23 protein-coding genes and 1 riboswitch are annotated in these 25,698 nt (G+C 36.4%); of the genes, 7 read left to right on the forward strand and 16 right to left on the reverse strand.

Going from position 1 to position 25,698, the window contains the following annotated elements:
• Positions 1–14: 14 nt before the first annotated feature.
• Together JFU20_RS13250 and JFU20_RS13255 are read left to right on the forward strand one after the other, a co-directional pair.
• Positions 15–1,124, forward strand: a complete 1,110-nt coding sequence (locus tag JFU20_RS13250) for a mandelate racemase/muconate lactonizing enzyme family protein (RefSeq protein WP_201038687.1) — start codon at positions 15–17, stop codon at positions 1,122–1,124.
• A gap of 14 nt (positions 1,125–1,138) precedes the next feature.
• Entirely contained in the window at positions 1,139–1,834 is a 696-nt protein-coding gene (locus JFU20_RS13255) for a hypothetical protein (protein WP_002010161.1), read from the forward strand.
• A gap of 69 nt (positions 1,835–1,903) precedes the next feature.
• On the opposite strand, the gene JFU20_RS13260 is transcribed toward JFU20_RS13255, so the two are convergent.
• Positions 1,904–2,611, reverse strand: coding sequence for a M48 family metallopeptidase (locus tag JFU20_RS13260; RefSeq protein WP_002010159.1), 708 nt, complete (start codon positions 2,609–2,611; stop codon positions 1,904–1,906).
• A 122-nt stretch (positions 2,612–2,733) separates the two neighbouring features.
• Positions 2,734–3,264: a YehS family protein gene (locus JFU20_RS13265; RefSeq protein WP_002010158.1), complete on the reverse strand. Its 531-nt coding sequence runs from the start codon at positions 3,262–3,264 to the stop codon at positions 2,734–2,736.
• A gap of 230 nt (positions 3,265–3,494) precedes the next feature.
• Here JFU20_RS13265 and JFU20_RS13270 point away from each other — a divergent pair, with 230 nt between their 5' ends.
• Positions 3,495–3,662, forward strand: a complete 168-nt coding sequence (locus tag JFU20_RS13270) for a hypothetical protein (protein ID WP_002010155.1) — start codon at positions 3,495–3,497, stop codon at positions 3,660–3,662.
• 144 nt (positions 3,663–3,806) lie between these two features.
• Here the strand turns inward: JFU20_RS13270 and JFU20_RS13275 are convergent, their stop codons facing one another.
• The 3 genes from JFU20_RS13275 to rlmD form a co-directional block, all read right to left on the reverse strand.
• Entirely contained in the window at positions 3,807–5,825 is a 2,019-nt protein-coding gene (locus tag JFU20_RS13275; RefSeq protein ID WP_002010154.1) for a GAF domain-containing sensor histidine kinase, read from the reverse strand.
• 214 nt (positions 5,826–6,039) lie between these two features.
• Complete coding sequence (locus JFU20_RS13280; protein WP_201038688.1) at positions 6,040–7,029, reverse strand: tRNA dihydrouridine synthase; 990 nt, start codon at positions 7,027–7,029, stop codon at positions 6,040–6,042.
• Positions 7,030–7,230: 201 nt separating this feature from the next.
• The gene (gene rlmD, locus JFU20_RS13285) at positions 7,231–8,607 is read right to left on the reverse strand and encodes a 23S rRNA (uracil(1939)-C(5))-methyltransferase RlmD (RefSeq protein WP_201038689.1); all 1,377 of its coding nucleotides are present in this window, start codon (positions 8,605–8,607) and stop codon (positions 7,231–7,233) included.
• 121 nt (positions 8,608–8,728) lie between these two features.
• Positions 8,729–8,830, forward strand: a riboswitch (purine riboswitch).
• Between the two features lie 196 nt (positions 8,831–9,026).
• Between rlmD and JFU20_RS13290 the strand changes: the two genes are divergently transcribed.
• The gene (locus JFU20_RS13290) at positions 9,027–10,223 is read left to right on the forward strand and encodes a NupC/NupG family nucleoside CNT transporter (RefSeq protein ID WP_002010061.1); all 1,197 of its coding nucleotides are present in this window, start codon (positions 9,027–9,029) and stop codon (positions 10,221–10,223) included.
• Positions 10,224–10,269: 46 nt separating this feature from the next.
• Here the strand turns inward: JFU20_RS13290 and JFU20_RS13295 are convergent, their stop codons facing one another.
• Positions 10,270–10,977, reverse strand: coding sequence for a hypothetical protein (locus tag JFU20_RS13295; protein ID WP_033715578.1), 708 nt, complete (start codon positions 10,975–10,977; stop codon positions 10,270–10,272).
• A gap of 505 nt (positions 10,978–11,482) precedes the next feature.
• Between JFU20_RS13295 and JFU20_RS13300 the strand changes: the two genes are divergently transcribed.
• Both JFU20_RS13300 and JFU20_RS13305 read left to right on the forward strand, forming a co-directional pair.
• Positions 11,483–12,565, forward strand: a complete 1,083-nt coding sequence (locus tag JFU20_RS13300; protein WP_201038690.1) for a polysaccharide deacetylase family protein — start codon at positions 11,483–11,485, stop codon at positions 12,563–12,565.
• A 116-nt stretch (positions 12,566–12,681) separates the two neighbouring features.
• Entirely contained in the window at positions 12,682–13,911 is a 1,230-nt protein-coding gene (locus tag JFU20_RS13305; protein WP_002010058.1) for an aminopeptidase, read from the forward strand.
• Positions 13,912–13,951: 40 nt separating this feature from the next.
• On the opposite strand, the gene JFU20_RS13310 is transcribed toward JFU20_RS13305, so the two are convergent.
• The 10 genes from JFU20_RS13310 to JFU20_RS13355 all read right to left on the reverse strand — a co-directional run bounded on the left by JFU20_RS13310 (position 13,952) and on the right by JFU20_RS13355 (position 24,948).
• Positions 13,952–14,275, reverse strand: a complete 324-nt coding sequence (locus JFU20_RS13310) for a DMT family transporter (protein WP_002029495.1) — start codon at positions 14,273–14,275, stop codon at positions 13,952–13,954.
• A gap of 47 nt (positions 14,276–14,322) precedes the next feature.
• Positions 14,323–15,774 (reverse strand): NADP-dependent succinate-semialdehyde dehydrogenase, encoded by a 1,452-nt coding sequence (gene gabD, locus JFU20_RS13315; RefSeq protein WP_002124905.1) that lies wholly within the window; start codon positions 15,772–15,774, stop codon positions 14,323–14,325.
• Positions 15,767–17,134 carry a sigma-54 interaction domain-containing protein gene (locus JFU20_RS13320; RefSeq protein ID WP_201038691.1) on the reverse strand — a complete coding sequence of 456 codons (1,368 nt, stop codon included), beginning with the start codon at positions 17,132–17,134 and terminating at the stop codon, positions 15,767–15,769. Before JFU20_RS13320 ends, gabD begins: the two co-directional genes overlap by 8 nt.
• Positions 17,135–17,440: 306 nt before the next feature.
• Positions 17,441–18,805, reverse strand: a complete 1,365-nt coding sequence (gabT, locus tag JFU20_RS13325; protein WP_002124901.1) for a 4-aminobutyrate--2-oxoglutarate transaminase — start codon at positions 18,803–18,805, stop codon at positions 17,441–17,443.
• A 155-nt stretch (positions 18,806–18,960) separates the two neighbouring features.
• Complete coding sequence (locus JFU20_RS13330; protein ID WP_002010052.1) at positions 18,961–19,707, reverse strand: HAD family hydrolase; 747 nt, start codon at positions 19,705–19,707, stop codon at positions 18,961–18,963.
• 194 nt (positions 19,708–19,901) lie between these two features.
• Positions 19,902–20,807, reverse strand: coding sequence for a diacylglycerol kinase (locus JFU20_RS13335; RefSeq protein WP_002010051.1), 906 nt, complete (start codon positions 20,805–20,807; stop codon positions 19,902–19,904).
• 558 nt (positions 20,808–21,365) lie between these two features.
• Positions 21,366–22,793 (reverse strand): Asp-tRNA(Asn)/Glu-tRNA(Gln) amidotransferase subunit GatB, encoded by a 1,428-nt coding sequence (gatB, locus tag JFU20_RS13340; RefSeq protein WP_002010050.1) that lies wholly within the window; start codon positions 22,791–22,793, stop codon positions 21,366–21,368.
• Positions 22,794–22,807: 14 nt separating this feature from the next.
• Entirely contained in the window at positions 22,808–24,265 is a 1,458-nt protein-coding gene (gene gatA / locus JFU20_RS13345; protein ID WP_002010048.1) for an Asp-tRNA(Asn)/Glu-tRNA(Gln) amidotransferase subunit GatA, read from the reverse strand.
• A 14-nt stretch (positions 24,266–24,279) separates the two neighbouring features.
• Complete coding sequence (gene gatC / locus JFU20_RS13350; protein ID WP_000086999.1) at positions 24,280–24,570, reverse strand: Asp-tRNA(Asn)/Glu-tRNA(Gln) amidotransferase subunit GatC; 291 nt, start codon at positions 24,568–24,570, stop codon at positions 24,280–24,282.
• Between the two features lie 141 nt (positions 24,571–24,711).
• Complete coding sequence (locus JFU20_RS13355; protein ID WP_001254396.1) at positions 24,712–24,948, reverse strand: YiaA/YiaB family inner membrane protein; 237 nt, start codon at positions 24,946–24,948, stop codon at positions 24,712–24,714.
• Positions 24,949–25,178: 230 nt separating this feature from the next.
• Here JFU20_RS13355 and JFU20_RS13360 point away from each other — a divergent pair, with 230 nt between their 5' ends.
• Positions 25,179–25,661 (forward strand): MarR family winged helix-turn-helix transcriptional regulator, encoded by a 483-nt coding sequence (locus JFU20_RS13360; protein WP_000942491.1) that lies wholly within the window; start codon positions 25,179–25,181, stop codon positions 25,659–25,661.
• Positions 25,662–25,698: the final 37 nt, after the last annotated feature.

The following is a 25,698-nucleotide window of genomic DNA, read 5'->3' on the forward strand; positions in this document are numbered from 1 at the left end:
GGGGTCTTTATTCAATGAAAATTACAGCTATTCATCTTTACGCAATTCGTTTACCACTTCGCGATCCGTTTGTTATTAGTTATGGTTCTTATTCTGATATGCCTTCTATTATCGTCAAAATGGAAACAGATGAAGGCATTATCGGTTACGGTGAAGGCGTTGCTGATGATCACGTTACAGGTGAATCATGGGAAAGTACTTTCCATGTTTTAAAACATACACTAGCTCCTGCTCTAATTGGGGAAAATCCAATGAATATCGAAAAAATACACGATATGATGGACAATACAATTTACGGTATTCCTACTGCGAAAGCTGCGATTGATATCGCTTGTTTTGATATACTGGGTAAAAAACTAAATCAACCTGTATATCAATTAATTGGAGGACGTTACCATGAAGAATTTCCTGTCACTCACGTCTTAAGTATCGCCGATCCAGAAAATATGGCTGAAGAAGCAGCTTCCATGATTAAGAAAGGTTACCAATCTTTCAAAATGAAAGTCGGCACGAATGTAAAAGAAGATGTAAAACGAATTGAAGCTGTACGTGAACGTGTAGGAAATGATATCGCGATTCGTGTTGATGTAAACCAAGGCTGGAAAAATAGCGCCAACACATTAACAGCACTTCGTTCATTAGGTCATTTAAACATCGACTGGATTGAACAACCTGTTGTAGCGGATGATATTGATGCAATGGCTCATATTCGTTCGAAAACAGATCTTCCGCTTATGATTGATGAAGGACTAAAAGGCTCTCGTGAAATGCGCCAAATTATTAAATTAGACGCAGCTGATAAAGTGAATATAAAACTAATGAAATGCGGTGGCATATATCCAGCTGTAAAACTCGCTCATCAAGCTGAAATGGCAGGCATTGAATGCCAAGTTGGATCCATGGTCGAATCATCTGTTGCCTCTTCCGCAGGATTCCATGTCGCTTTCTCAAAAAAAATCATTACTAGCGTCGAGCTAACAGGACCATTAAAATTCACGAAAGACATCGGAAACTTACATTACGACGTACCATTTATTCGCTTAAACGAAAAGCCGGGACTCGGCATTGAAATAAACGAAAATACATTACAAGAACTAACCGTCTTTCAAGACGTTGTACGCTAAAGGAGGACTAACGCATGACGATTCTTTACGAAGGAACATTAAAACAAAACAACGATTCATTTCACGTTACATTACTATCTTTAGAACATATGGAACAAATTTTATCATTACAAAACGTTATAGTTGAAGCGCTAGAAGATAAAGGTCGTTTACAACCACTCTCGCTAGAAGAATTTCAATACATTCTAGAAGGAAACGGCATGATGATCGGGGCGTTTATACAAAACGAGCTCATCGCATTTCGTGCCCTACTAGTCCCTCCTATCGACGATGAACATTTAGGGCTTGATATTGGTCTACCAGAAAGTCAGCTACACCGCGTCATCTATCAAGAAATCTCAAACGTTCATCCAAACTGCCGAGGAAATGGCATGCAAAAAATATTAGCCACAGTCATCATGGATGAATTACAAAAAGAAGACAGCCAGTACGACTATGTTTGTTGCACCGTTGCACCTTTTAACATTCCTAGTTTAAAAGATAAGTTTGCGCAAGGTATGGAAATTGCTGCGCTGAAGGAGAAGTATGGCGGGAGTATGCGGTATGTTTTTGTGAAGGAATTGCGTGGGGATAAGGAAAGAGATTGGTCCGATGTTAAGAGCGTTCCGATGAGTGATGCTGGTGGACAGCAGGCGTTGCTTTCGGAGGGGTATCGTGGGTATGAGATGGAGAGAATAGACGATACTTTCACTGTGAATTTTGGACGATAATCTATGTACAAAGAGAACCCTAATTCATTAGGGTTCTACTTTATTTCATTCCACAATCTAAAGTAATAACTAAACCGTCATCTTCCAGCTCGATAACGCTAACCAGTTTTCCATTTCCTTATAATCAGGCATTATCTTCCCGACAAGACGCCAAAAAGAGCGATCATGATTTAAATGAACCATATGACACATTTCATGAACAACTACATAATCAATTACCCTCTGAGGTGCCATTGCTAGTTTCCAATTGAATGTTAGTTGTAGATTTGAATCACAAGTTCCCCACGTACGACTACTATCTGTAATACGAATAGAACGCGGTTTTGTTTTAAAGTTGTTTTGATGCGCTTTAATACTCTTTTCCACTACCGCCTTACACTGCTTATAATAAAATCGCTTCAAAGCTTGCTGGATTTTCTCATCCTTAAGCTCTTTCACATAAATATGTAGCTTATCCCCTTCAAACACTGCATTGTCTTGCGTAATACTTACATCTTGAGAAATCTGTATCGGATATGTGTTTCCTAAATACAGAAAACCCTCTCCTTGATCATAACCTTTTTCCTGTGGTCCAAGCGCTCGCTCCTGCATTTCCTTACGTGTTGCCTGAATCCAATCCCATTTCTCCTCTAACAATTGGACTAAGTATTCAACAGGTGTACCTTTCGGGGCTTGCACCTCAACATTTCCGTAAGAATCTACATAAAGACGCACCGACTTTTTCTTCTTATAAGTTATATGAAAATTAATTGTCTCACCTAAATATGTATGTACCATTTCATCACCTAACGTATTCGTTCATAATTATTTTTACAAATAAAAAAGAGCAGGATACAAACGTCCTACTCTACCTATTATATCATTTACTGCTTTATCATAAATGTTACAATGCTTATTTCTTATCCTCTATAGCTTACAGCTAATCCCTTTAAGAAATTCCTTGCGTATCTATCACCGCACTCTTTGTAATTCTTATGGCCTTCTTTTCTTAATAGAGCGCTTAATTCTCCTTTTGTTACAATGACTCCTACGTCTTCTAATATATCAAGCATATCTTCACTTGTTAATGATAGTGCTATCTTCAATTTTTTTAGAACGAGATTATTAACACTTCCATTACTCTTTAAAGACATCGCTTGTCTATCCGATTGCCCTGGTTTTGGATCTTGTTTTCCTCTTTTAAAAGTAATAAAACCATTCAAAAATGACTCTAACATAACATTATTGCATTTTATTTCGTAATCATATTCAACTACATCAATATCATCAACTTCATCATAGTAACTGTTTTTTAATTTTGTCAGCATCTTTCGCACTTCTTCTTTTGTTACTTCAACGCCACCAAGTTTAAATATCTCCACCATATCTGTATCTTTTATATCCAGAGCATATCTTACTCGAATTAATATATCATTATTACTTATAGCCATTGTTTGTCCTCCTGAAATGTTGATTATAGTAATGCTTTTAGCATGTGTAAATTAATGTCGTTAAGTTACTACTTTAACATTTTAGAGGTTGGTTTTGTAGTCTTAGGTGGATTAATGGTTTTGGGGATGATTTTAAAACAGCAACATATGTTGTTTAGGTACTTTTAATTATCCATTTTAACCCAATTAAATTATAATGATACTAGAGTTAATATGAGAGGGAATCAATATTGAATTATCTAATTGGTTATAAAGATGCTGAACGAAACTTCGGACATGAGGACCCAATGCTAACAGAATATACATATGGAGAGCCAGGATCTAATACCGAAAAGCTCCTAAAAGTACAAAAGGGAGATTTACTATTAATTAACACACTTGAAAATGGACTAACCTGATATAGGTTAGTCCATTTCTTTTTATTTTAGTGGGCAACTCAAACATGAATGTTACGCAAAATTCAGGTGAAATATATTGATTGTGTTTACTTAGGTTTTCCTTTTTATTTGTGGTACGGTTCACCGTAACTAATCTAAATGAGGTTATTGTTCATTATTTTCATAATTAAATTTAACAAAAAAGGTAGTGCCTTCCGAGCCTGTTTGAATTTCTATTTTCGCATTATGCCGGGCAGCAATAGCATAACATACGCCTAATCCCAATCCAGTTCCATTATCTTTGGTCGTGTAAAATGGAGTACCCAGTTTCTCTAATACTTCAGGCCTGATACCTTTTCCTTGATCCCGCACTGCAAGCACCACACAATTTCGACCTTCCTTGTAGGTGCTAATGGTTAGAACTTTCCCTGTGCTCATCGCTTCTAAGCCATTACGGTATAGGTTTATTAATAATTGCCGTATCTCATTACGATTTAAAAGTAATTCCGGAATGTCATTTGTATCGACTTGAATATATTTATTTTGATTATACGTATCAATTTTTATTAAAGGAATACTATCGTGGATAATTGAATTTAAATCTAACATCTGTAAATCCGATTTCTTTGTATTACCCATTGAGAGAAATTCCGTAATAATAGAATTGGAACGGTCAAGTTCTTCAATCATTAAATTAAAGTACTTATTATGTTTCTCATAGATGCTCTCTTCTTTTAATAACTGCAAAAACCCTCGTACTGTTGTCATTGGATTTCTAATCTCATGGCTGATACCTGCTGCCATTTGCCCTATTAAATCTATGTTGGATAACCTTTTCAATTCCTGCTCATATTGCTTTTTTTCCGTTATGTTTTTAAAAACACAACAAATACCATCATCATACGGGTATGCAATAACTTCGTGCCAATATTCATCAGAGATAGAAAAAGATTCGAAATGAACTGTAGTTCGCTCTGACATTGCACGATGAAATTCCTTATACATAACTGCGTCGACGCTACTCAGGAAAACATCCCATATATTCTTGCCTAATACATCTTTTGCTGTTTTTCTTTGTGGAAAATATTGATGCTTATTTACGTACGTAAATTCCCATTTATTATTCAAAGTAAAGAATCCATCCGTAATACTTTCAATCACACTTGTAACTTTTTCATTAGCAGCAGCTAGTTCTCTCGTTCGCTCTTCCACCATACTTTCAAGTTGATCCATATATAACAAGTTTGAAAACGTAGGAGCTGTGGCATCAACGATAGATTTTGCCAGTTGAATTTGGGAATTATCGTAATTGTGAGCTTTTCCCTCTTTGCCAACGACGATTACCCCTAATATTTCTCCCATTGAAACCAATGGAATCATCAGTAGACCCTTACTATCTATATTTTTTGTTTGAATAACCTCTTGGATCTTGGCTTCATAGCTTTTCTCCATCCAATCCGCTTCTGTCCAATCACAGTCCTTGCTTAACTTTGTTGTTTTAATCGTTGTTTTGTCTAGCGGATCTAAAAGGTGGGCAGCCATGTTTTTACTCTCTAAAATCTGTCCTAAGTAAAAAAAACATTTATCAAAACTCTCCTGTATCGAGGAACACATTGATAAATCACGGGTAACATCTAGTAATAGCTGCTTCTCGGCAATAAGGTTTTCCTTTTGTGTTAAATTATTTGCATTTTGAATTGCGACCGCAGCCATATTTACATAAGCTTCAACACTTTGAATCTCTGAATCTGTTAAGTTCATTGGAACTCCATAATCAAATAAAAAAACCAGACCAAATAACTCTTGTCCAAATGAGATAGGCAGGGCTAATAAGGACTTAATTTTGAACGCAGCAACTGGTCTCGGATCCGGCCGATGATCCTTTGATGTATCAGGAATATAAATGGTTTTTTTGGTTTCAATAACTTCTTTTGCCAGTAAGTCTATTTCAGGATCAATTACCTGAGTATCGAGCGTTACGCCATTTATGGTCTCTGGTTTTCCTGCAAAACCTCTAAATGTTCCATCTTCCTGAGGTAAATAAATTCCAACAGCGTTGCACCTAACAATCTCCTCTGATATCGCCATTGTTACACGCTGCAATACTTCACGTAGTTCTAATTTTGTATTTATTATTTTTGTTATATTCGCGAGCCTAGAATATCTCGTCTGATCACTTAACATTCACATAGCCTCCAAGTTATAGGCATAATAAAATAAACATGATAATATCAGTGAAAATCAAGACCAACCTGCCATTTTCAATTTTCTCCTGTATTCTTTTCTTACCCTTGTTTTACATAGAATACCTCACTTACTTATGATACGGTTCACCTTAATTAAAATGAAACAAACACTCATAAAATCGCTACACCCTATCCCCTCTAACTTTCAAAAGTTACACTGTTTCACTATCTCCATCCTTATCAACACTCGCCTCAAACTTATCAAGCAACGCACGCACTTCATCAGTTGATTTCGTGTTCATCAATTGATTTCTTAGTTCAGCAGCTCCAGGGAAGCCTTTTACATAAATTTTGAAGAAGCGATGAAGCCCTGTGATTGAGCGTGGTAGTACTTCTGCATATTGATCTTGAAGATCAAGCTGTAGTCTTAGAAGATCAAGGTGTTCTTTACTGCTATGTTCTCTTGGCTCTTTTTCAAAAGCAAATGGATTTTTAAAGATACCTCGTCCAATCATAACGCCATCAATACCGTATTTTTCAGCAAGTTCCATTCCAGTTTGACGATCAGGAATGTCTCCATTGATTGTTATTAGCGTATTTGGTGCAATGCGGTCACGTAATTTTTTAATTTCTGGAATTAGTTCCCAGTGCGCATCTACTTGGCTCATTTCTTCTCTTGTACGTAAGTGAATAGAAAGGTTCGCAATATCTTGTTTGAAAATGTGCGTTAACCAATCCTCCCACTCACTTAACTCTTTAAAGCCAAGTCGTGTTTTTACGCTGACAGGTAGTCCGCCCGCTTTTGCTGCTTGAATAAGTTCTGCCGCAACGTCTGGACGTAGAATAAGGCCACTACCTTTTCCTCTTGATGCTACATTCGGTACAGGGCAGCCCATATTAATATCGATACCTTTAAATCCTAGCTCTGCCATACCAATACTCATTTGGCGGAAATATTCAGGAGTATCTCCCCAAATATGCGCGACTATCGGCTGTTCATCTTCTGTAAAAATTAAACGGCCACGTACACTTTTCATACCTTCCGGATGACAATAGCTATCCGAGTTTGTAAACTCTGTGAAAAATACATCTGGGCAACCAGCTTCACTTACTACGTGACGAAAAACAACGTCTGTCACATCTTCCATTGGTGCAAGTACGAAAAATGGTCGTGGTAAATCACGCCAAAAATTATCTATCATTTCAAATTCAAATCCTCTCACTATGAATACAATTTCAAACTCTCAATTTAAAAATATAAAGCCAAATAGCAAAAGTACATTTGGACATTTATATTTTGTGAAAATCAGCAATATTCATTTTAACTAAAATCGTTGCTGAATGGTATTTTTATAAACCAAAAAGCAGATGGTATAGATTTTTCTATATCAACTGCTTTTTTATTATACCAACTTAAGCCAAGTCACACACTCTACATGAGTAGTATGCGGGAACATATCAACAGGCTGTACTTCCTGTGTTTTATATCCGCCTTCTTCTAGTACTTTTAAGTCACGTGCTAATGTTGCTGGGTTACATGATACGTATACGACGCGCTTTGGCTTCATGTCGATGATTGTGTTTAGTAGCGCTTCGTCACAGCCTTTACGCGGTGGGTCTACGACCATTGTGTCGGCGATTACGCCTTCTTTGTACCATTTTGGAATGACTACTTCTGCTTCTCCTACGCCAAATTCAGCGTTTGTCATGTTGTTTAGTGCTGCGTTTCGGTTTGCGTCTTCAATTGCTTCTGGGACGATTTCAACGCCGTACACTTTTTTCGCTTTTTGTGCTAGGAATAAGGAGATTGATCCAATTCCGCAATAGGCATCAATTACTGTTTCGTTACCATTTAATTTTGCGTATTCTAACGTTTTATCGTATAGCACTTTCGTTTGTTCTGGGTTTACTTGATAGAATGAACGTGCTGAAATCGCAAATTTAATGTCACCGATAAAGTCATAAATATATTCTGATCCGTACAGTACTGTCGTTTTGTCTCCGAAAATAACGTTTGTACGTTTCGTGTTTACGTTTTGAACGATTGATTTTACTTCTGGGAATTTCGCTGCGATTTCTTCAATGATTGCTTCTTTATTTGGCAATTCAGCTGTACGTGTAATGAAGACAAGCATAATTTCCCCTGTTACTTGTCCGTAGCGAGCCATTACGTGGCGAAGTTTTCCTTTGTTACGCTCTTCATTGTAAGCCGAAATACCGTGCTTTTCACAAATACGTTTTACTTCTTGAATTAATGTATCGTTTTCTTCCGCCTGAATTAAGCATGATTCCATATTAATGATGTCATGCGTTCCTTGACGATAGAAACCAGCTACAAGTCCACCTTCACGTTCTCCAATTGGCACTTGTGCTTTATTGCGGTATACCCACGGGTTTTTCATGCCAAGTACAGGATGAACAGGAACATCACTTAATCCACCGATGCGCTGCATAACGTCACGTACTTGTTTTTCTTTCGCTTTTAATTGTCCTTCATATGTTAAGTGCTGAAGTTGACAACCTCCGCACTCATTGTACACGGGGCATTCTGCATCTTTACGATATGGACTTTCTTGATGAAGCTTCATTAAACGACCAAACGCGAAGTTTTTCTTCACTTTAATAATTTTAATTTGCGCTTCCTCACCTGGTAATCCGTTTTTTACGAAAATAGGATATCCCTTCACTTTCGCAACACCGGCACCATCATGTGTTAAATCTTCAAACACTACATCTATAAACTCGTTTTTTTCAACTGGTGGCGTCATTTTTATACTCATTTTCCGACCTCTCTTTTTCATAACACTGCGTTACATTTTATCATACTTATATGGTCTATTTCTATTGGAAGAAAAAAAGCTATTGACGACAGTTCTCTAGTAATGTTACGCTACTACTAATTTAATACGGACGATGTTACCTCATATATAGTCGATAATATGGATCGAGAGTTTCTACCCGGCAACCTTAAATTGCTGGACTATGGGGAAAACTAATGAATATTAGCCTATGTATAAAAAAGACTCCTATTGATTAGCTTTCTCTCATAGATGAAAGTGAATCCATAGGGGTCTTTTTTTATTTTTCAAAAAGGTCAGACATCTTACGTATGACATGAAACTTCCATTACTTTATTTTTAGTAATATAACGAGCGTTTTATGTAAAAACTTTATACGAACTTCTGAAAGGGGCAACTACATGCAATATGTAATGAGCATTATCGGTATTCTTGTCGTTTTAGGTTTATGCTTTGCTTTGTCAAACAATAGAAGTAAAATCAACTTCCGTGCAATTGCTATTATGATTAGTTTCCAAATTTTAATCGGTTGGTTTATGTTTGGCACAAAGATCGGACAGCAAATTATCATCTTCATTAGTAAAGTTTTCAACAAACTAATTAAACTTGGTACGACAGGTGTCGATTTTCTCTTTAATGGAATTCAAAGAGATTTTGTCTTTTTCTTAAACGTATTACTAATTATCGTATTTTTCTCAGCACTACTTTCTATCTTTAGTTATTTAGGTGTTTTACCATTCATCGTTCGTATTGTCGGCGGTGCACTTTCAAAAATTACTGGTTTACCACGCGTTGAATCATTCCACGCAGTAAATTCTGTATTCTTTGGTTCAAGTGAAGCGTTAATCGTTATTAAAAATGATTTACAACATTTTAATAAAAACCGTATGTTTATCATTTGTTGTTCTGCAATGAGCTCAGTTTCTGCTTCTGTTACAGCATCATACGTTATGATGTTAGATGCGAAATATGTATTAGCGGCTCTTCCGCTAAACTTATTCTCAAGCTTAATCGTTTGTTCATTATTAACACCAGTTGATACGAAAAAAGAAGACGAAGTGGTTCAAAAATTTGATAGAAACCTATTCGGAGATAGCCTTATCGGCGCTATGATTAACGGTGCGCTTGATGGTTTAAAAGTAGCTGGTATCGTTGCTGCGTTAATGATTGCCTTCATTGGTGTTATGGAAGTTGTAAACTACGTAATTAGCGCTGCTTCAGGTGCAATGGGATATGCTGTTACTTTACAACAAATCTTCGGTTATATACTTTCTCCATTCGCATTCTTAATGGGTATTCCAACTCAAGATATTATCCCAGCTGGTGGTATTATGGGTACGAAGATTGTATTAAACGAGTTTGTAGCAATCCTTGATTTAAAAGGCGCTACTGCAACATTAGCTCCACGTACAGTTGGAATCGTTACAGTATTCTTAATTAGCTTCGCAAGTATTAGCCAAATTGGTGCGATTGTTGGTACAATCCGTGCCCTTTCTGAAAAACAAGGAAGCATCGTATCTAAATTTGGTTGGAAAATGCTATTTGCATCAACACTTGCTTCTATTTTATCTGCAACAATCGCTGGATTGTTTATTTAATAAAAAATCACCTTACTCTTTTAAGTAAGGTGATTTTTTTGATTCCTTATGAAATAGAACGGAATTCAATTACTTCCTCTTTACTAATAAGTTTTCCTTCGTGTATACCTTTTACTGAAATATCAATAATGGTTTTATCCTCTCCTTCAAGCTTACCCAAAGAAAATATATAAATTAAATTTTGTTCTTTTAGCATCCATTGCTTGCCATGCCAGGGCCCCGTTATCTTTTGTTCCAAAGATGTTTTTTCTTCTCCAACATACTGACATTCTCCAAACGAAGTTTTTACTATATTTTTCTCCGTATCAATTACTATATTTCGAAATAGCTCTAAGTTTTTACTTGAAACAATTGCTATCTCATGGTTACTTTTTTGTTTAAATTGCAGTTTTCCATCACTTGTATTAGATAAACTACTATTCTCAACGGCGTTCCTAAAAAAGTTATATTCTTCTTCTGTAATACCAAAATTAGGATGATATGGCTTCACCTGTTTATCTATATGCCCCGATATGTAGTTGACATACCACTCTTTATCATTTTTCACATGATCACTCATTTTTTTAGTAATAACCTCTACTTTTTTTAAGGTATCACGATCCATTTCAATCGTCATAATATCCGCCGTTACTTCCGCATTCATAAGGTGCGGTGGAATATACTCCTCCACACTATTCGCTTTACTCACTTCACTTTGACAACCGACTATGAATAGCGATATGAAAAGGATATATACTATTTTTTTATATTTCATTTCTGTTCTCCACTCCGTACATCATTCTTACTTACATTTATAGCGGTTCTTATTATAGTCCAATATCCTGATATTTTAATAGAAACTACTCTACATATGCAAAATTGCATATTAATAAACCTTTCTCTTACTTTAAAATTAACTTAAAACATTTACAAAAATATACAAATCACAAATAAACAATGTTATAATTTGTAAAAAAAATATTGGAGGATATTATGAAAGCTCACGCCCTTTTCGACTTCTTACACTTACTAGTTTTAAGCATGAAAAGCTATTATGTATGGGGAATGCCAATCTATGTATTCATTATCCCTCTTATTTTTGTAGTAGGTTATATCATTATCAAATCAAATAAGAAACGCAAGAATACCTCTATTCAAAGTCACTAACCTACCATTCACCTAAAAATGATATGATGAACAAGGGTATATCCCCACCTCTCTTATAGCGGTGGGGATTTTAATGTAAGCATGCAACATAATACACAATAGAAGGTGATTTTATGAGAAAATACGCAGCGATTGCTTTATGTACATCTGCTATTCTAGTAGGCTGTAATACTAGCAATGTAAGCCAAGAACCTAAAAAAGAGAAAAAGGTACAAGAGGTCAAAAAACAAGAAGAGACGGTGCGGGAACAAGGTAAAATTTCTTATAATCCAATTACGCACGAATCTACAAACGCAAATATTCATATTACAGACATAAAAGATTCTTTAACCGAAGTACAATATAAAATTTGGCGCACTGCTGATGGAAAGGAAAGTGCTAAATCCTTTTCTTCTAAAGAGAAAAATCAACAATTTACACTTCCCTTTGATATAAAAGAATTTGAAGGAAAACGCGGTGAATATCAAATTGAAGCTACAGGAACAACAGAGGGTGGAAAAACTATTCCACTTACGAAATCTACTATTACTTTCGAGCAAAAAGTTCCTGTTCTTATGTACCACGCAATTGATGATTATCATGGACAAGGTATTAAAGATTTATTCGTATCACCTGCTAACTTTGAAGCACAAATGAAGTATTTAAAAGAAAATGGTTATACTTTGTTAACGTTTGAACGCTGGGGCGATATAAATAAAGTAAACAAGCCGATTTTCGTTACATTTGATGACGGTATGAAAAATAATATGAATGCATTTCATGTTTTACAAAAACTAAAAGACGATACATTTAAACCAGCGGCAACAGAATATATGATTGTTGATAACGTTGATGTAGAAGGAGCTCTTTCTATATCTGAAATAAAAGAAATGGTTGATTCAGGTATTTTTTCTGTACAATCTCACACAGCAACACACGCAGACTTGCCGAAAATTACAAACTATGATGAAGAGTTAAAAGGATCAAAAGAAAAGCTAGAGAAAATAACAGGTAAGCCTGTTATCGCAATTGCTTATCCATTCGGTCATGTAGATGATAAAGTTGTCGCAGAAACAAAGAAACACTATCAATTTGCAACAACAACGAAGCCTGGACAATTCATTACGAAAGGTGAACCTGATGAATTGTTAAAAATGAAGCGTGTTCGCATACACCATACAACGACTGTAGAACAATTTGCTTCTTCGATTAAATAACTATCAGAGCTCAATACATTTTGAGCTCTCTTTTTACGTTATATTTATATATATTTTTAGAATTTTCTTGTATTATATATAGTAAGAAATCTTTCAAACTAAAGGAGATTATACATATGTCATTTGAACAAACGTTAGAGAAATATGCTGCCCTTGCAGTCAATGTTGGTGTTAATATTCAACCCGGACAAACTTTATCAATCAGTGCACCTCTTGAGGCTGTACAGTTTGTACGCCTCGTTACAGAAAAAGCATATAAATCTGGTGCAAAACACGTATATGTTGATTGGAATGATGAGACGTTAACACGCTTAAAGTTCGATCTAGCTCCTGAAGAAGCTTTCTCTGAATTCCCTTCTTGGAAAGCACATGCTCGTGAAGAATTAGCAAAAGAAGGCGCTGCATTTATGTCCATCTATGCAGAGAATCCTGATTTATTAAAAGGTGTAGAACCAAAGAAAATTGCAACAGCTCATAAAGTAGCTGGAGAAGCGATGAAAGTATACCGTGATTATGTACAAGCAGATAAAGTAAGCTGGTGCGTAATTTCTGTTCCTACGAAAGAATGGGCTGCAAAAGTATTCCCTGACGTAGCGCCAGAAGAACAAGAAACAAAGCTATGGGATGCTATCTTCAAAGCTACTCGTGCTGATTTAGAAAATCCTGTGGAAGCATGGAAAGAACATGATGAAACACTACATACAAAAGTAGATTACTTAAACGAAAAACATTATAAAGCTCTTCACTATACAGGCCCTGGAACAGACTTAACAATCGAACTTCCAGAGAAGCATGTATGGGCTGGTGCTGGTAGCTTAAATGAAAAGAACGTAGCATTTATGGCTAACATTCCAACTGAAGAAGTATTTACAATGCCTCTTAAAACAGGTGTGAACGGCCAAGTATCTAGCACAAAACCGTTAGCATTTGCAGGTAACATTATTGATAACTTCACGTTAACATTTGAAAACGGACGTATCGTAGACTATAAAGCTGAATCTGGTGAAGAGGCTTTAAAACATTTAGTAGAAACAGATGAAGGTTCTCACTTCTTAGGCGAAGTAGCTTTAGTACCTCATGATTCACCAATTTCAAACACAAATATTTTATTCTACAATACGCTATTTGATGAAAATGCATCTTGCCACCTTGCAATCGGAAATGCTTATGCATTTAACTTAGTTGGCGGAAAAACAATGTCTAAAGAAGAACTTGCTGAAAATGGCGCAAACGCTAGTATTACACACGAAGACTTCATGATTGGATCAGCTGAGCTTGATATCGACGGCATTACAGCTGATGGAAGACATGAGCCGATCTTCCGTAAAGGTAACTGGGCGTTTTAATAAAAATAAAAGGCTATCTTCCACGCCGGAAGATAGCCTTTTATGATGCCGATGACACTTTCAGTCCAATTACTCCTAAAACAATAAAGAGAATACAAAATGCTTGGAATAAATTAATATGCTCTTTAAAAAAGTACACACTAATGATTGTAATAAGTAGCGTTCCCACACCAGACCAAATTGCATAAGCAATGCTTAAATTAATCTTTTTAACAACGATAGCAAACACGCTGAAACAAATTCCATAGAATACGAAAATAAGTACACTTGGAACAAGCTTTGTTAAACCGTTCGATAACTTCATCGCAATCGTTCCAGCTACTTCAAAAATAATTGTTACGAGTAATAATAGCCAATATACCATACTAGAATCTCCTTCTCTGTTACCTTATAGAGATTCTAGTATACTACTTATAGTCCTAACGAAATATATTTAATTTCTAAATATTCCTCGATACCGAAATGGCCTCCTTCACGGCCGATACCACTTTCTTTAAAGCCTCCAAATGGTGCTTGTGCAACTGATGGAAGGCCATCGTTTAAGCCGATAATTCCGTACTCTAACGCTTCACTAATTTGGAATGCTTGGCTAATATCTTTTGTGAAAATATAAGCAGCCAAGCCATATGGTGTATTATTTGCTCGTTCGATTACTTCTTCAACTGTTTTAAATTTCGCAACTGGTGCAACCGGTCCAAATGTTTCTTCATTCATACAAAGCATCTTGTCATTTGCCAATCCAATTACTGTTGGCTGAATGAAATAACCATCTAACTCTGCAAATTTATGGCCACCGTATAAAACTTCTCCGCCCTTTTGAATTGCATCTTCAATATGTTCTTGTACTTTCGAAACTGCATTCGCATCAATAAGTGGACCTACAGTTGTTCCTTCGCCGAATCCATCTCCGACTTTAAGCTGCTCTACAGCTGTTGTGAACTTCCCTGCAAATTCTTCATACACTTCTTCTTGAACAAAGATGCGGTTTGTACATATACACGTTTGTCCTGCGTTACGGAATTTCGAACCAATTACCGCTTCTACCGCCTTATCTAAATCAGCATCATTCATAACAATAAATGGAGCGTGACCACCTAATTCAAGCGAAACCTTTTTCATCGTTTGCGCAGCGCTAGCCATTAATTCTTTTCCAATTTCAGTTGATCCTGTAAAGGAAACTTTTCGAACGCGCTCATCTTCCATCCACGTATCAGCAATTGCTTTTGCACTACCTGTTACAATATTTATTACACCTTTTGGAATATCTGCTTCATGTGCTAATTCAACTAACTTCAATGCAGTTAATGGCGTTTGACTCGCTGGTTTCACAACTGCCGTACAGCCTGCTGCAAGTGCTGGAGCTACCTTTCTCGTAATCATAGCAGCCGGGAAATTCCAAGGCGTAATAGCTGCCATAACCCCAACTGGTTGCTTCATAACTAAAATACGCTTATTCGGATGAGAAGCAGGAATCATTTCACCGTATATTCGCTTTCCTTCTTCTGCGTACCATTCAACAAAACTATTTGCATAATTCACTTCACCAAGTGCTTCTGCAAACGGCTTCCCTTGCTCTCTCGTCATGATTGCTGCAATTTCTTCTTTATTTTCATCAATGAGCGTGAACCATTTTTTTAACTTTACTGCGCGATCCGCTGCCGTTAATTTTGACCATAATTTAAAAGCCTCATGTGCAGCATCAACTGCTTGCTTTGCCTCTGTAATCCCGCCCTTTGGTACAGTTGCAAATACTTCCTTTGTCGCTGGATTATTCACTTCGATTTGTTCTTGCAGTGTAATCCACTCACCATTTATATACATCGCTTTTTTATCTAAGTTTACGAACGTCGCTTTTTTATCCAATGTTTTCTTCCTCCTCTATAAACTTCTTAATTTTCCTAGTAGCAGCAGATTGACTTATTTGCAAAAACTCAGCCACTTTATAACTTGATCCATACGTTTTATACGCTTTAAGAATAATATTTCTCTCTACCTCTTCCAGCATTCTATAAAGACTTTGTCCAGATTGTTCAACTGTTGCCTCTTGCATAGATAGTGGCAAATCTTCTACCGTTACAAAATCATCAGCAGTGATAACAATTCGTTCAATTACATTTTCAATCTCTCTATTATTTCCTTCCCAAGGGTACCCTACAAACATTTGTAACGTACTAGGTGCTAACTTCACATCACGTCCGTACTTTTTATTAAAATGCTGTAAATAATGATAGATGAGCGGCAAAATGTCTTCTGTTCTCTCCCGAAGTGGCGGAATTGAAATTGGAATGACATTCAGACGATAGTATAAATCTTTCCGGAATTTTCCTTGTTTCACCATCGTACTTAAATCTCTATTTGTTGCCGCTATAATTCTAACGTCCACCTTTTTTAATTCTCTTCCGCCTATAGGACGAAACGTTTTTTCTTGCAATACTTGCAAAAGCTTCGCTTGAATTTCAAGCGGCATTTCACCAATTTCATCTAAGAAAAGAGTTCCTCTATGCGCTGATTCTAATAGCCCCTTTTTCCCTTCACGATTTGCACCTGTAAAAGACCCACCTGAATATCCAAAAAGCTCAGATTCGATTAAATTCGTCGGCAATGCCGCACAATTAATTTCATAGAAACTTTCATTCTTCCGGTGACTCACTTCATGCAAATGGCGTACTAATCGGCTTTTCCCCACTCCAGTCTCACCTAATACGAGAACAGTACTATCTACTACTGATACTTTTTTTATTGTTTCGATTATTTTTTGCATAGCGATACTTTTAAAAATAAGTCCTTCGTGTTCATATGTTTCTCTTAATTCTTTTTTATATGTTTTTAACTGATTATCCATTTCCTCTACCTTTTGACGTAATTGATAGAGTTCTGTAAGATCACGAGAATAACTAATCACTCTTCTTAAATTTCCCTCATCATCAAAAACAGGCCTTGTACGAACATGCAAATACTCTCCTGATTTCGTTGTTTGAACAAGTTCAACTGGCCTTTTCTTTTCAATTACTTCTAACGTTGCAGACGGATAAAAAATCCCTTCTTTTTGTAGTTCTTTTACATGCTTTCCTACTAATTCCTTAGCAGAGAGCTGGTAATGTCTTTCACACATGCTATTTACACGTACAACGATTCCTTTATCATCCGTAACAAAAATTTCGTCAAATGCATATTCAAATACATCTTGTAAATCCATCAACACTCGTTCCTTTTCTGCAACCATCCTAGCCACCCCTTACTTTAAATCCATCGATTCACTTCACTACCTTTATTATAAAGTGAATTTTCTGCATTTTATATAGAGTAAGCTAGAATGTTTTCAATTTGTTATTTATACAAATCTATTTATATTTTTCAACACATAATTCGCTGCCTTGAAAAATACAGAATGCCATCGCAACCACACCCTCACTTTGTTTTAGCTTGGCATGGGGCAGGAAAAGGGGCTGATCGATTCTATATATGACCAGATGCTCTCTTCCGCCTAAAAAGAAAAGCTTTATGCCCTTTTTTAAGTTATCCCAATTCTTTAAACACGAGCGATATTTGCTTGCTCATAACAAGCTTGCAATGATTCTTCAATTATTGTTAAACCTTCCTCAAGTTGCTCATCTGTAATCACTAATGGCATTAAAACACGAATAACATTTCCATATGTTCCTGCTGATAGTAGAAGTAATCCATGCTTATTTGCTTCTGCACATAAATTAGACGCTAGTGTTTTATCAGGCGCTTTCGTCTTGCGATCTTGAACGAGCTCGAATGCACACATTGCCCCTAAGCCGCGCACATCACCGATGCAATTATATTTGTTTTTCATCTCTTGGAATCGGTTCATTACGACTTTCCCTACTTCTATCGCTCTATCATTTAATTTCTCTTTTTCTATTACATCAAGCACAGCTAATGCAGCCGCACATCCTAGTGGGCTTCCTGCATATGTTCCGCCCAGTTCTCCCGGTGCAGACTCATTCATAATTTCTTTACGCCCAATGACACCACTTATCGGTACACCAGCACCTAATGATTTAGATACCGTAATTAAGTCTGGAACGACATCATAATGATCAATTGCAAAGTATTTTCCGGTACGACTAAAGCCTGTTTGAATTTCATCAGCTACAAATAAAATACCGTGCTCTGAACAAATGCTGCGTACTTCTTGAACGAATTTCTTACTTGGAACGATAAATCCGCCTTCCCCTTGAACAGGTTCCATTACAACTGCTGCAATTGTTTCTGGTGCTACTTCTGATATGAAGAAGTTCTTAAACTCTTCAATGATAAAATCATCATATTGCTCTTCTGTTAACCCTTCTGGGCGACGGTATTCATATGGGAATGGCGCTTTATATACTTCTGGAGCAAATGGGCCAAATCCAAATTTATATGGTTTTACTTTACTTGTCATCGTCATTGTCATTAATGTACGCCCATGAAATCCTTTAGAAAATGCGATAATTCCAGGTCTCTTCGTATATTTACGAGCAATCTTCACTGCATTTTCAACCGCTTCTGCCCCACTATTTAAAAACAGCACTTGTTTATCGAAATTACCTGGTGCTAATGCGGCAAGCTTTTCCGCTAATTCAATATACGGCTCATACATCATCACATTAAATCCAGTATGAATATATTGATCTACTTGTTTATGAAGCGCTTCTTTAACAGCTGGATGACAGTGTCCTACATTAATTGTCCCAATTGCTCCTGCGAAATCAATGTACTGATTTCCATCCACATCTGTTACGAGTGCACCATTTGCAGACTGTACAAATGTTGGAATACCATTACTTACTCCTTTTGGTACTATATTTTGGCGGCGTTCTAATAAGGACGCTGCTTTCGGTCCTGGAATTTGTTCATTTACTTTAGCAAATTTTTTTGTGTTCATTGTGTACCCCATCCTTTTCTATACAATGTTTTCTCTTTATATTGCAAGATGTATGCCAACTTCCTCTTTCTAGTATTCATCCCATTCTCTTACTATCTCGGCATAAAAAAATAAGTCTATAAAGACTCATATAGAGTCCTTATAGACTTATTTTTTTATACATTAGACTTTCCTTGTTCCCAAATAAACTCACCTGAATGAGAAATTAAATCTTCAACAGATTGTAATACTAAATCTGCAAGTGGTTCTAACGTTTGACGATCACCCGTACCAGATAGTACGCCAATCGCATAACAGTCGCCACCATTTTTCGCTAAATGTAAATCCGTCGGTGTATCCCCGATGACTGCTACTTCACATGTTTCTAAATTAAATCTCTCACAAAACGATTCTACAATTTTTTTATCTGGCTTCTGTGCTGGAAATGTATCTGAAGCTATAACACAATCAAAAAAAGCTTCCAATTGATATTGCTTTAAAAATAATTCTGTCGGCGCGAAATCATCAGCTGTAACGACACCTAGAATAAACCCTCTATCCTTTAACGCTTGTAAAACTTTCGGTAAATCTGCCGTCATTCTCATATGTGAACGATGCTCGTACATAAGAGCAAACAACTTTTCACTCACCCATTGATGCATCTCTTCTTCTCTAGATGATGCAATATACTTACAAAGCCCCTTGGCCACATCAAGACTCGTTCCAGCAGCGAGCGCACTACGCGGGTGAACAAATGCTCCATCTACGCCAATCTCTTTTAATAAAGCCTGCTGCATTGACTGTGGGAGTTGATATAATTTTATACATTCAGCGACAAGCTCTTCAGCTACTTTTATCCAAATTGAATGAAAATCCATTAATGTCCCGTCTTTATCAAATAATATTGCTTTTACCTTCTCCATAGCATCCTACCTCTCATTTCTTATCTCTTCCAGTGTATCAATAAAATATGGATATAAAATAAACGGATTGTAAAAATACCATAAAAATCAAACTAACTTACAATTTACAATTCATCTGCATATAGAGAAACTTTAATCAGTGGGGGAATCTTATTACTCGCAAATAGTGAGGTGAAAGCAAAAAAAAGATGCCTTTACAGGGCATCCTCTTGATGTTCAGGAACAAATAGTTCCAGACAATGATATATATTTTCAAATTCCATTGGTGCATCTCCGCCATATTCACCATCTAAGTTGATCATTAATTTATCAGGTGAATGCACTTTAATACGATTCGCTTGTGTATATAGTACTTTCGGATTGTTAATATGTTCCCCACGCTGCGCTTGTGTTGCTGCTTTAATTAAATCAGCGATAGAACCTTTTTTCAGTACTAATAAATCAAATAATCCATCGTTAATAGATGCATATGGTGCTACTTTTTCGAATCCACCAACTGAACGAGTATTCGTAATTAAAAACATCGTAATTTCTTCTTGTAGCAACTTCCCATCATACTCAATTTCAACATATGTTGGATGTAATGATGGTAACATTTCGATTCCTTTTAAATAGTAAGCAAGTTGGCCTAATACCGTTTTTAGCTTGCTTGGTACTTCATATGTTAATTCTGTAATACGGCCGCCACCAGCGATATTAATGAAATATGTATCATTTGCTCTACCAAGATCTAACGGTACCGTTGTTCCTTCACAAATAATATCCGCAGCCTCTTCAATAACACGAGGTACACCGATCGCACGCGCAAAATCATTTGTCGTTCCAACTGGAATAATTCCAAACTTTGGACGATGCTCATGTCCTACTAAACCGTTCACTACTTCATTTAACGTACCATCACCACCAGCTGCGATAACAACATCAAACTTACGATCCGCAGCTTGCCTCGCTGCCACAGTCGCATCTCCAGGACCAGTTGTCGCATGACAAGACGCTTCATATCCAGCTTGTTCTAATTTTTGTAATACTTCTGGTAAGCTCTTCTTAAATAGCTCGCGCCCAGAAGTAGGATTATAAATAATTCTTGCTCGCTTCATCATTTATTAGCACAGGAAATTCCTTATTCATTGAAAAACGAATACACCGAACCCTTATTCAGTATCCCTATGCTTACCTCCTCTCATCTTCCTATCCTTCTTTAATTCCGCTCAAACAGGCAGTAAGAACCCGATTCGTGTAGCCCATCAAAAGTAACTATTCACTCCTGATAGTTTTGCTTTATTTAACCAAGAAATTTATCCCGCTATTTGCAGGCAGTAAAACTCCCACTGATTAAAGTTTCACTTTATGTCTATCCATTCTCTCACATCAATTTACATATAATGAATAATAATTATCTATTATTTCATGAGATGAAAAAACTCTCTATGTCTAGATTTATCATTATTCCCACCTTTTTGCAACTATCATACCATAGTTGCTATACAAACATTTTTTCACTTTTGACAGTTAATCAAACGTTTGTTTAAATTATTTTTCACCATTTAAACAAACGTTTGATTAACTCAGAAAAAACACCCAAATACGGGTGTTTTTTCTGTTTAATCTTTAAGAATCTATACTATTTTAGCGTTCAAAAATAAGAATTCTTCTCTTTTTTAGCGCTTATTAATCTCTTCAAGTAAGATTTTATTAACAAGCGGTGGATTTGCTTGTCCTTTTGTAGCTTTCATAATTTGACCAACTAAGAAGCCAATTGCACGATCTTTACCGTTTTTAAAGTCTTCAATAGATTGCTCATTATTATCAAGAATTTCTGTTACAACCTTACGAAGTGTTCCTTCGTCAGAAATTTGAACTAGACCTTTCGCTTTAACGATTTCTTCTGGGTCTCCACCTTTTTCAATTAATTCATTAAATACTTTCTTCGCGATTTTAGAAGAAATTGTACCTTTTTCAATTAATTGAACCATTTTAGCTAAGCCAGCTGGCGTTAATGCAACGTCTTTTAATTCTTTTTGTTGTTTGTTTAAGTATGCAAGTACTTCACCCATTAACCAGTTTGATGTTAATTTCGCATCAGCACCGTCTGCAACTGTTGCTTCAAAGAAATCAGACATCTCTTTCGTTAATGTCAATACATGCGCATCATAAGCTGGTAAGCCAACTTCTTCAACATAGCGAGCTTTACGTGCATCTGGAAGTTCTGGAATAGAAGCACGAATTTCTTCTTTCCACTCATCGTCGATGTAAAGTTCAACTAAGTCTGGCTCTGGGAAGTAACGGTAATCGTCAGATCCTTCTTTTATACGCATTAAGATTGTTTTCTTCGTTGCTTCATCATAACGACGTGTTTCTTGTTGGATGATACCACCAGATAATAATTCTTTTTCTTGGCGCACTTGCTCATGCTCAAGGCCTTTTTGCACGTAAGTGAAAGAGTTTAAGTTTTTCAGTTCTGCTTTTGTACCGAACTTCTCTTGTCCAACTGGACGAAGTGAAATATTCGCATCACAACGAAGAGAACCTTCTTCCATCTTACAATCAGATACACCTGTATATTGAATGATTGATTTTAACTTCTCTAAGTACGCATATGCTTCTTCTGGAGTACGCATATCTGGCTCAGATACGATCTCGATTAAAGGCATACCTTGACGGTTGTAGTCTACTAATGAACCGTCAGCTGCATGCGTTGATTTACCAGCATCTTCTTCTAAATGAAGACGTGTAATACCGATACGTTTCTTTTTACCGTCTACTTCGATTTCAATCCAACCATTTTCACCAATTGGCTTATCAAATTGAGAGATTTGGTAAGCTTTCGGATTATCTGGGTAGAAATAGTTTTTACGGTCGAACTTCGTTTCCGTTGCGATTTCACAGTTTAATGCCATTGCAGCTTTCATTGCAAAGTTAACTGCTTCCTTATTTAAAGTAGGAAGTACCCCTGGGTATCCTAAGTCAATTACACTTGTTTGTGTATTTGGCTCCGCTCCGAATTCTGTTGGACTCGCAGAGAAAATTTTCGAATTTGTTTTTAACTCAACGTGAACCTCTAAACCAATAATTGTTTCTAAATTCATCTATGCTCGCCTCCTTACAGACTTGCTTTTTTTGTATGATAGTCTGTTGCTTGCTCAAACGCATGTGCAACGCGGTAAATCGTCGTTTCATCGAAGTGTTTACCAATGATTTGTAGACCAAGTGGCATGTTGTTAGCACCGAATCCACATGGAACAGAAATCGCTGGAACACCCGCTAAGTTTACTGGAATTGTTAAAATGTCATTTGCATACATTGTCATTGGATCGTCCACTTTTTCGCCCACTTTAAATGCTGGAGTTGGCGTTGTTGGTCCAATAATAACATCGTAGTTAGCAAATACATTTTCAAAGTCATTTTTAATTAATGTACGTACTTGTTGTGCTTTTTTGTAATATGCATCATAGTAACCAGAGCTAAGAGCAAATGTACCAAGCATAATACGACGTTTTACTTCATCACCGAAACCTTCGCTACGTGTGTTTTTGTAAAGATCTAATAAGTTATTTACATTATCAGAACGAACACCGTAACGTACGCCATCAAAGCGTGAAAGGTTCGCAGATGCTTCAGAAGAAGATAATAAGTAATACGTTGCTAGAGCGTATTTAGAGTGCGGAAGAGATACTTCCTCCCAAGTTGCGCCCATACCTTCTAACACTTTTAAAGCAGCTAGTACTGACTCACGAGCTTCTTCGCCAACACCTTCGCCTAAGTATTCTTTCGGTACAGCAATACGTAAACCTTTAACATCACCTGTTAAACCAGCTAAGTAGTTTCCTACTTCAACGTTTGCAGAAGTTGCATCCATACGGTCAATACCTGAAATAGCTTGTAATAAGTATGCATTGTCTTCTACTGTACGTGTAATCGGTCCGATTTGGTCAAGTGAAGATGCGAATGCTACTAATCCGTAACGAGATACGCGTCCGTAAGTTGGTTTTAAACCTACAACGCCGCAATATGCAGCTGGCTGACGGATAGAACCACCCGTATCAGAACCTAGAGAGAATAATACTTCTCCTGCTGCTACTGCTGCTGCAGAACCACCACTAGATCCGCCTGGAACGTAATCTAAGTTCCATGGATTTTTTGTAGCGTAGAAGCCTGAGTTTTCATTTGAAGAACCCATTGCGAACTCGTCCATATTTAATTTACCAATTGTAACTGTGTCAGCAGCTTTTAGCTTTTGTACAACTGTCGCATCGTAAATTGGATCGAAGTTTGCTAATATTTTGCTCGCACAAGTTGTACGAAGACCGTTAGTTACAATGTTATCTTTTACACCAATTGGCATACCGAATAATAAACCATTATCCTCAGCACCAATCTTTGCATCTAATTCTTTCGCTTTCGCGCGCGCATTTTCTTCATCTAATGTAAGAAAAGCTTTTACGTTATCTTCAACATCCGAAATACGTTTGTAAGATTCTTCTACTAAATCCGTAACGGAAATTTCTTTGTTGTTTAACTTCTTATGTAACTCTGATACAGAATGATCAAATAATGACATCGAAATTCCCTCCTCTATTCTAATACTGCTGGAACACGGATTTGATTATCTTTGTGATCCGGTGCATTTTTTAATACTTCTTCTACTGGTAAACCTTTTTCTGGCACATCTTCACGCATAACATTTTTCATAGTTAATACATGAGTTGTTGGTTTTACATCAGTTGTATCTAATTCATTTAACTGTTCTGCAAATGTAACAATTGCATCTAGTTGTTTTTGAAATTTTTCTGCTTCTTGATCAGTAATTGCAAGACGTGCTAAATGTGCTACGTGCTTTACATTCTCAACGGAAATTCTTGACACGGCTAGGCCACCTCCATAATATATCGTTCAATCTACAATACTATTGATGATACCAAATTTTCAGTACTTCAAGCAAGTCAACACACGGCACTTACAGCATTTTTACATAAAAAAAGAAAGGCAGATGCCTTTCTTTACAATTTACTCTTTATCTAACGGTTTATTTTTTGGAAATCTTTCATTATCTTCCTCGTTATCACGAATTGTTTTTTGTAATACAAAACAAGACATCGTTAAAAATAATGTCCCAAGTAAATAGTACCCTTTTACACTAAGCGTTTCATCTAACGTATAAATCCCAATTAGCATCCCTGAAAGCGCACAAACAAATGAAGTCCATGCTAAAAACGTGAACGCTTGCGTATTTCGTCTTCTCATCGTTCTCCCCCTCGTTAGCTGTACACCTATTATAGATAAATATATTTATCACAATGGGTTTTTATGTAAAATCACTTTTCTATTTATTAATCTATCACAAAAAATTTCTATTTTGAAGGTATTTTTCTTTCTAATCTGAAAAAACAGTTAAAAACATTGACATTTATTTCAATTCCACATAAAATAAAAACAAATATTACGAACCTCGAAATATACGGGAGTGGAAATAATTGTTGCAATATGAACATTTTTTAGACTTACTGCTAGATAACGCCAAGAAACTTTTCTATCCTGAAGAATGGGTAAGCCTTGATTTAACACTTTCCAAGACAGAAGTATTTTGTTTACTTTGGATGGAGCGAAATACGGATATTACAATGACAAAAATTGCTGATCTTCTTGATATACCGATGAGTACAACAACGGGCGTTGTAAATCGCCTTGTAAAAAAGGGATATATTGAACGCTACCGGAATGAAAGCGATCGACGCATTGTATTAATTCGTTTAACAGAAAACGGCGTAATGCTCGTTCAAGAAGTAAAACAAAATGCGGCCCATTACTTTAGCCTAGTGACAGATGCATTGTCAGAAGAAGAAAAAGCATTCTTACTACAAATATTCCAAAAGATCATGAATCACATTGCTACGTCACAGCAAAAAACAGAAGAAAAGGTTTCTACACCTAAAATGAAAAACATTCCGATTGAATAAGACCCTAGTTGGGTTTTTATTCAATTAAATATTTCGA

Source organism: Bacillus sp. TH30, from assembly GCF_016650875.1.
Lineage (GTDB): Bacteria > Bacillota > Bacilli > Bacillales > Bacillaceae_G > Bacillus_A > Bacillus_A mycoides.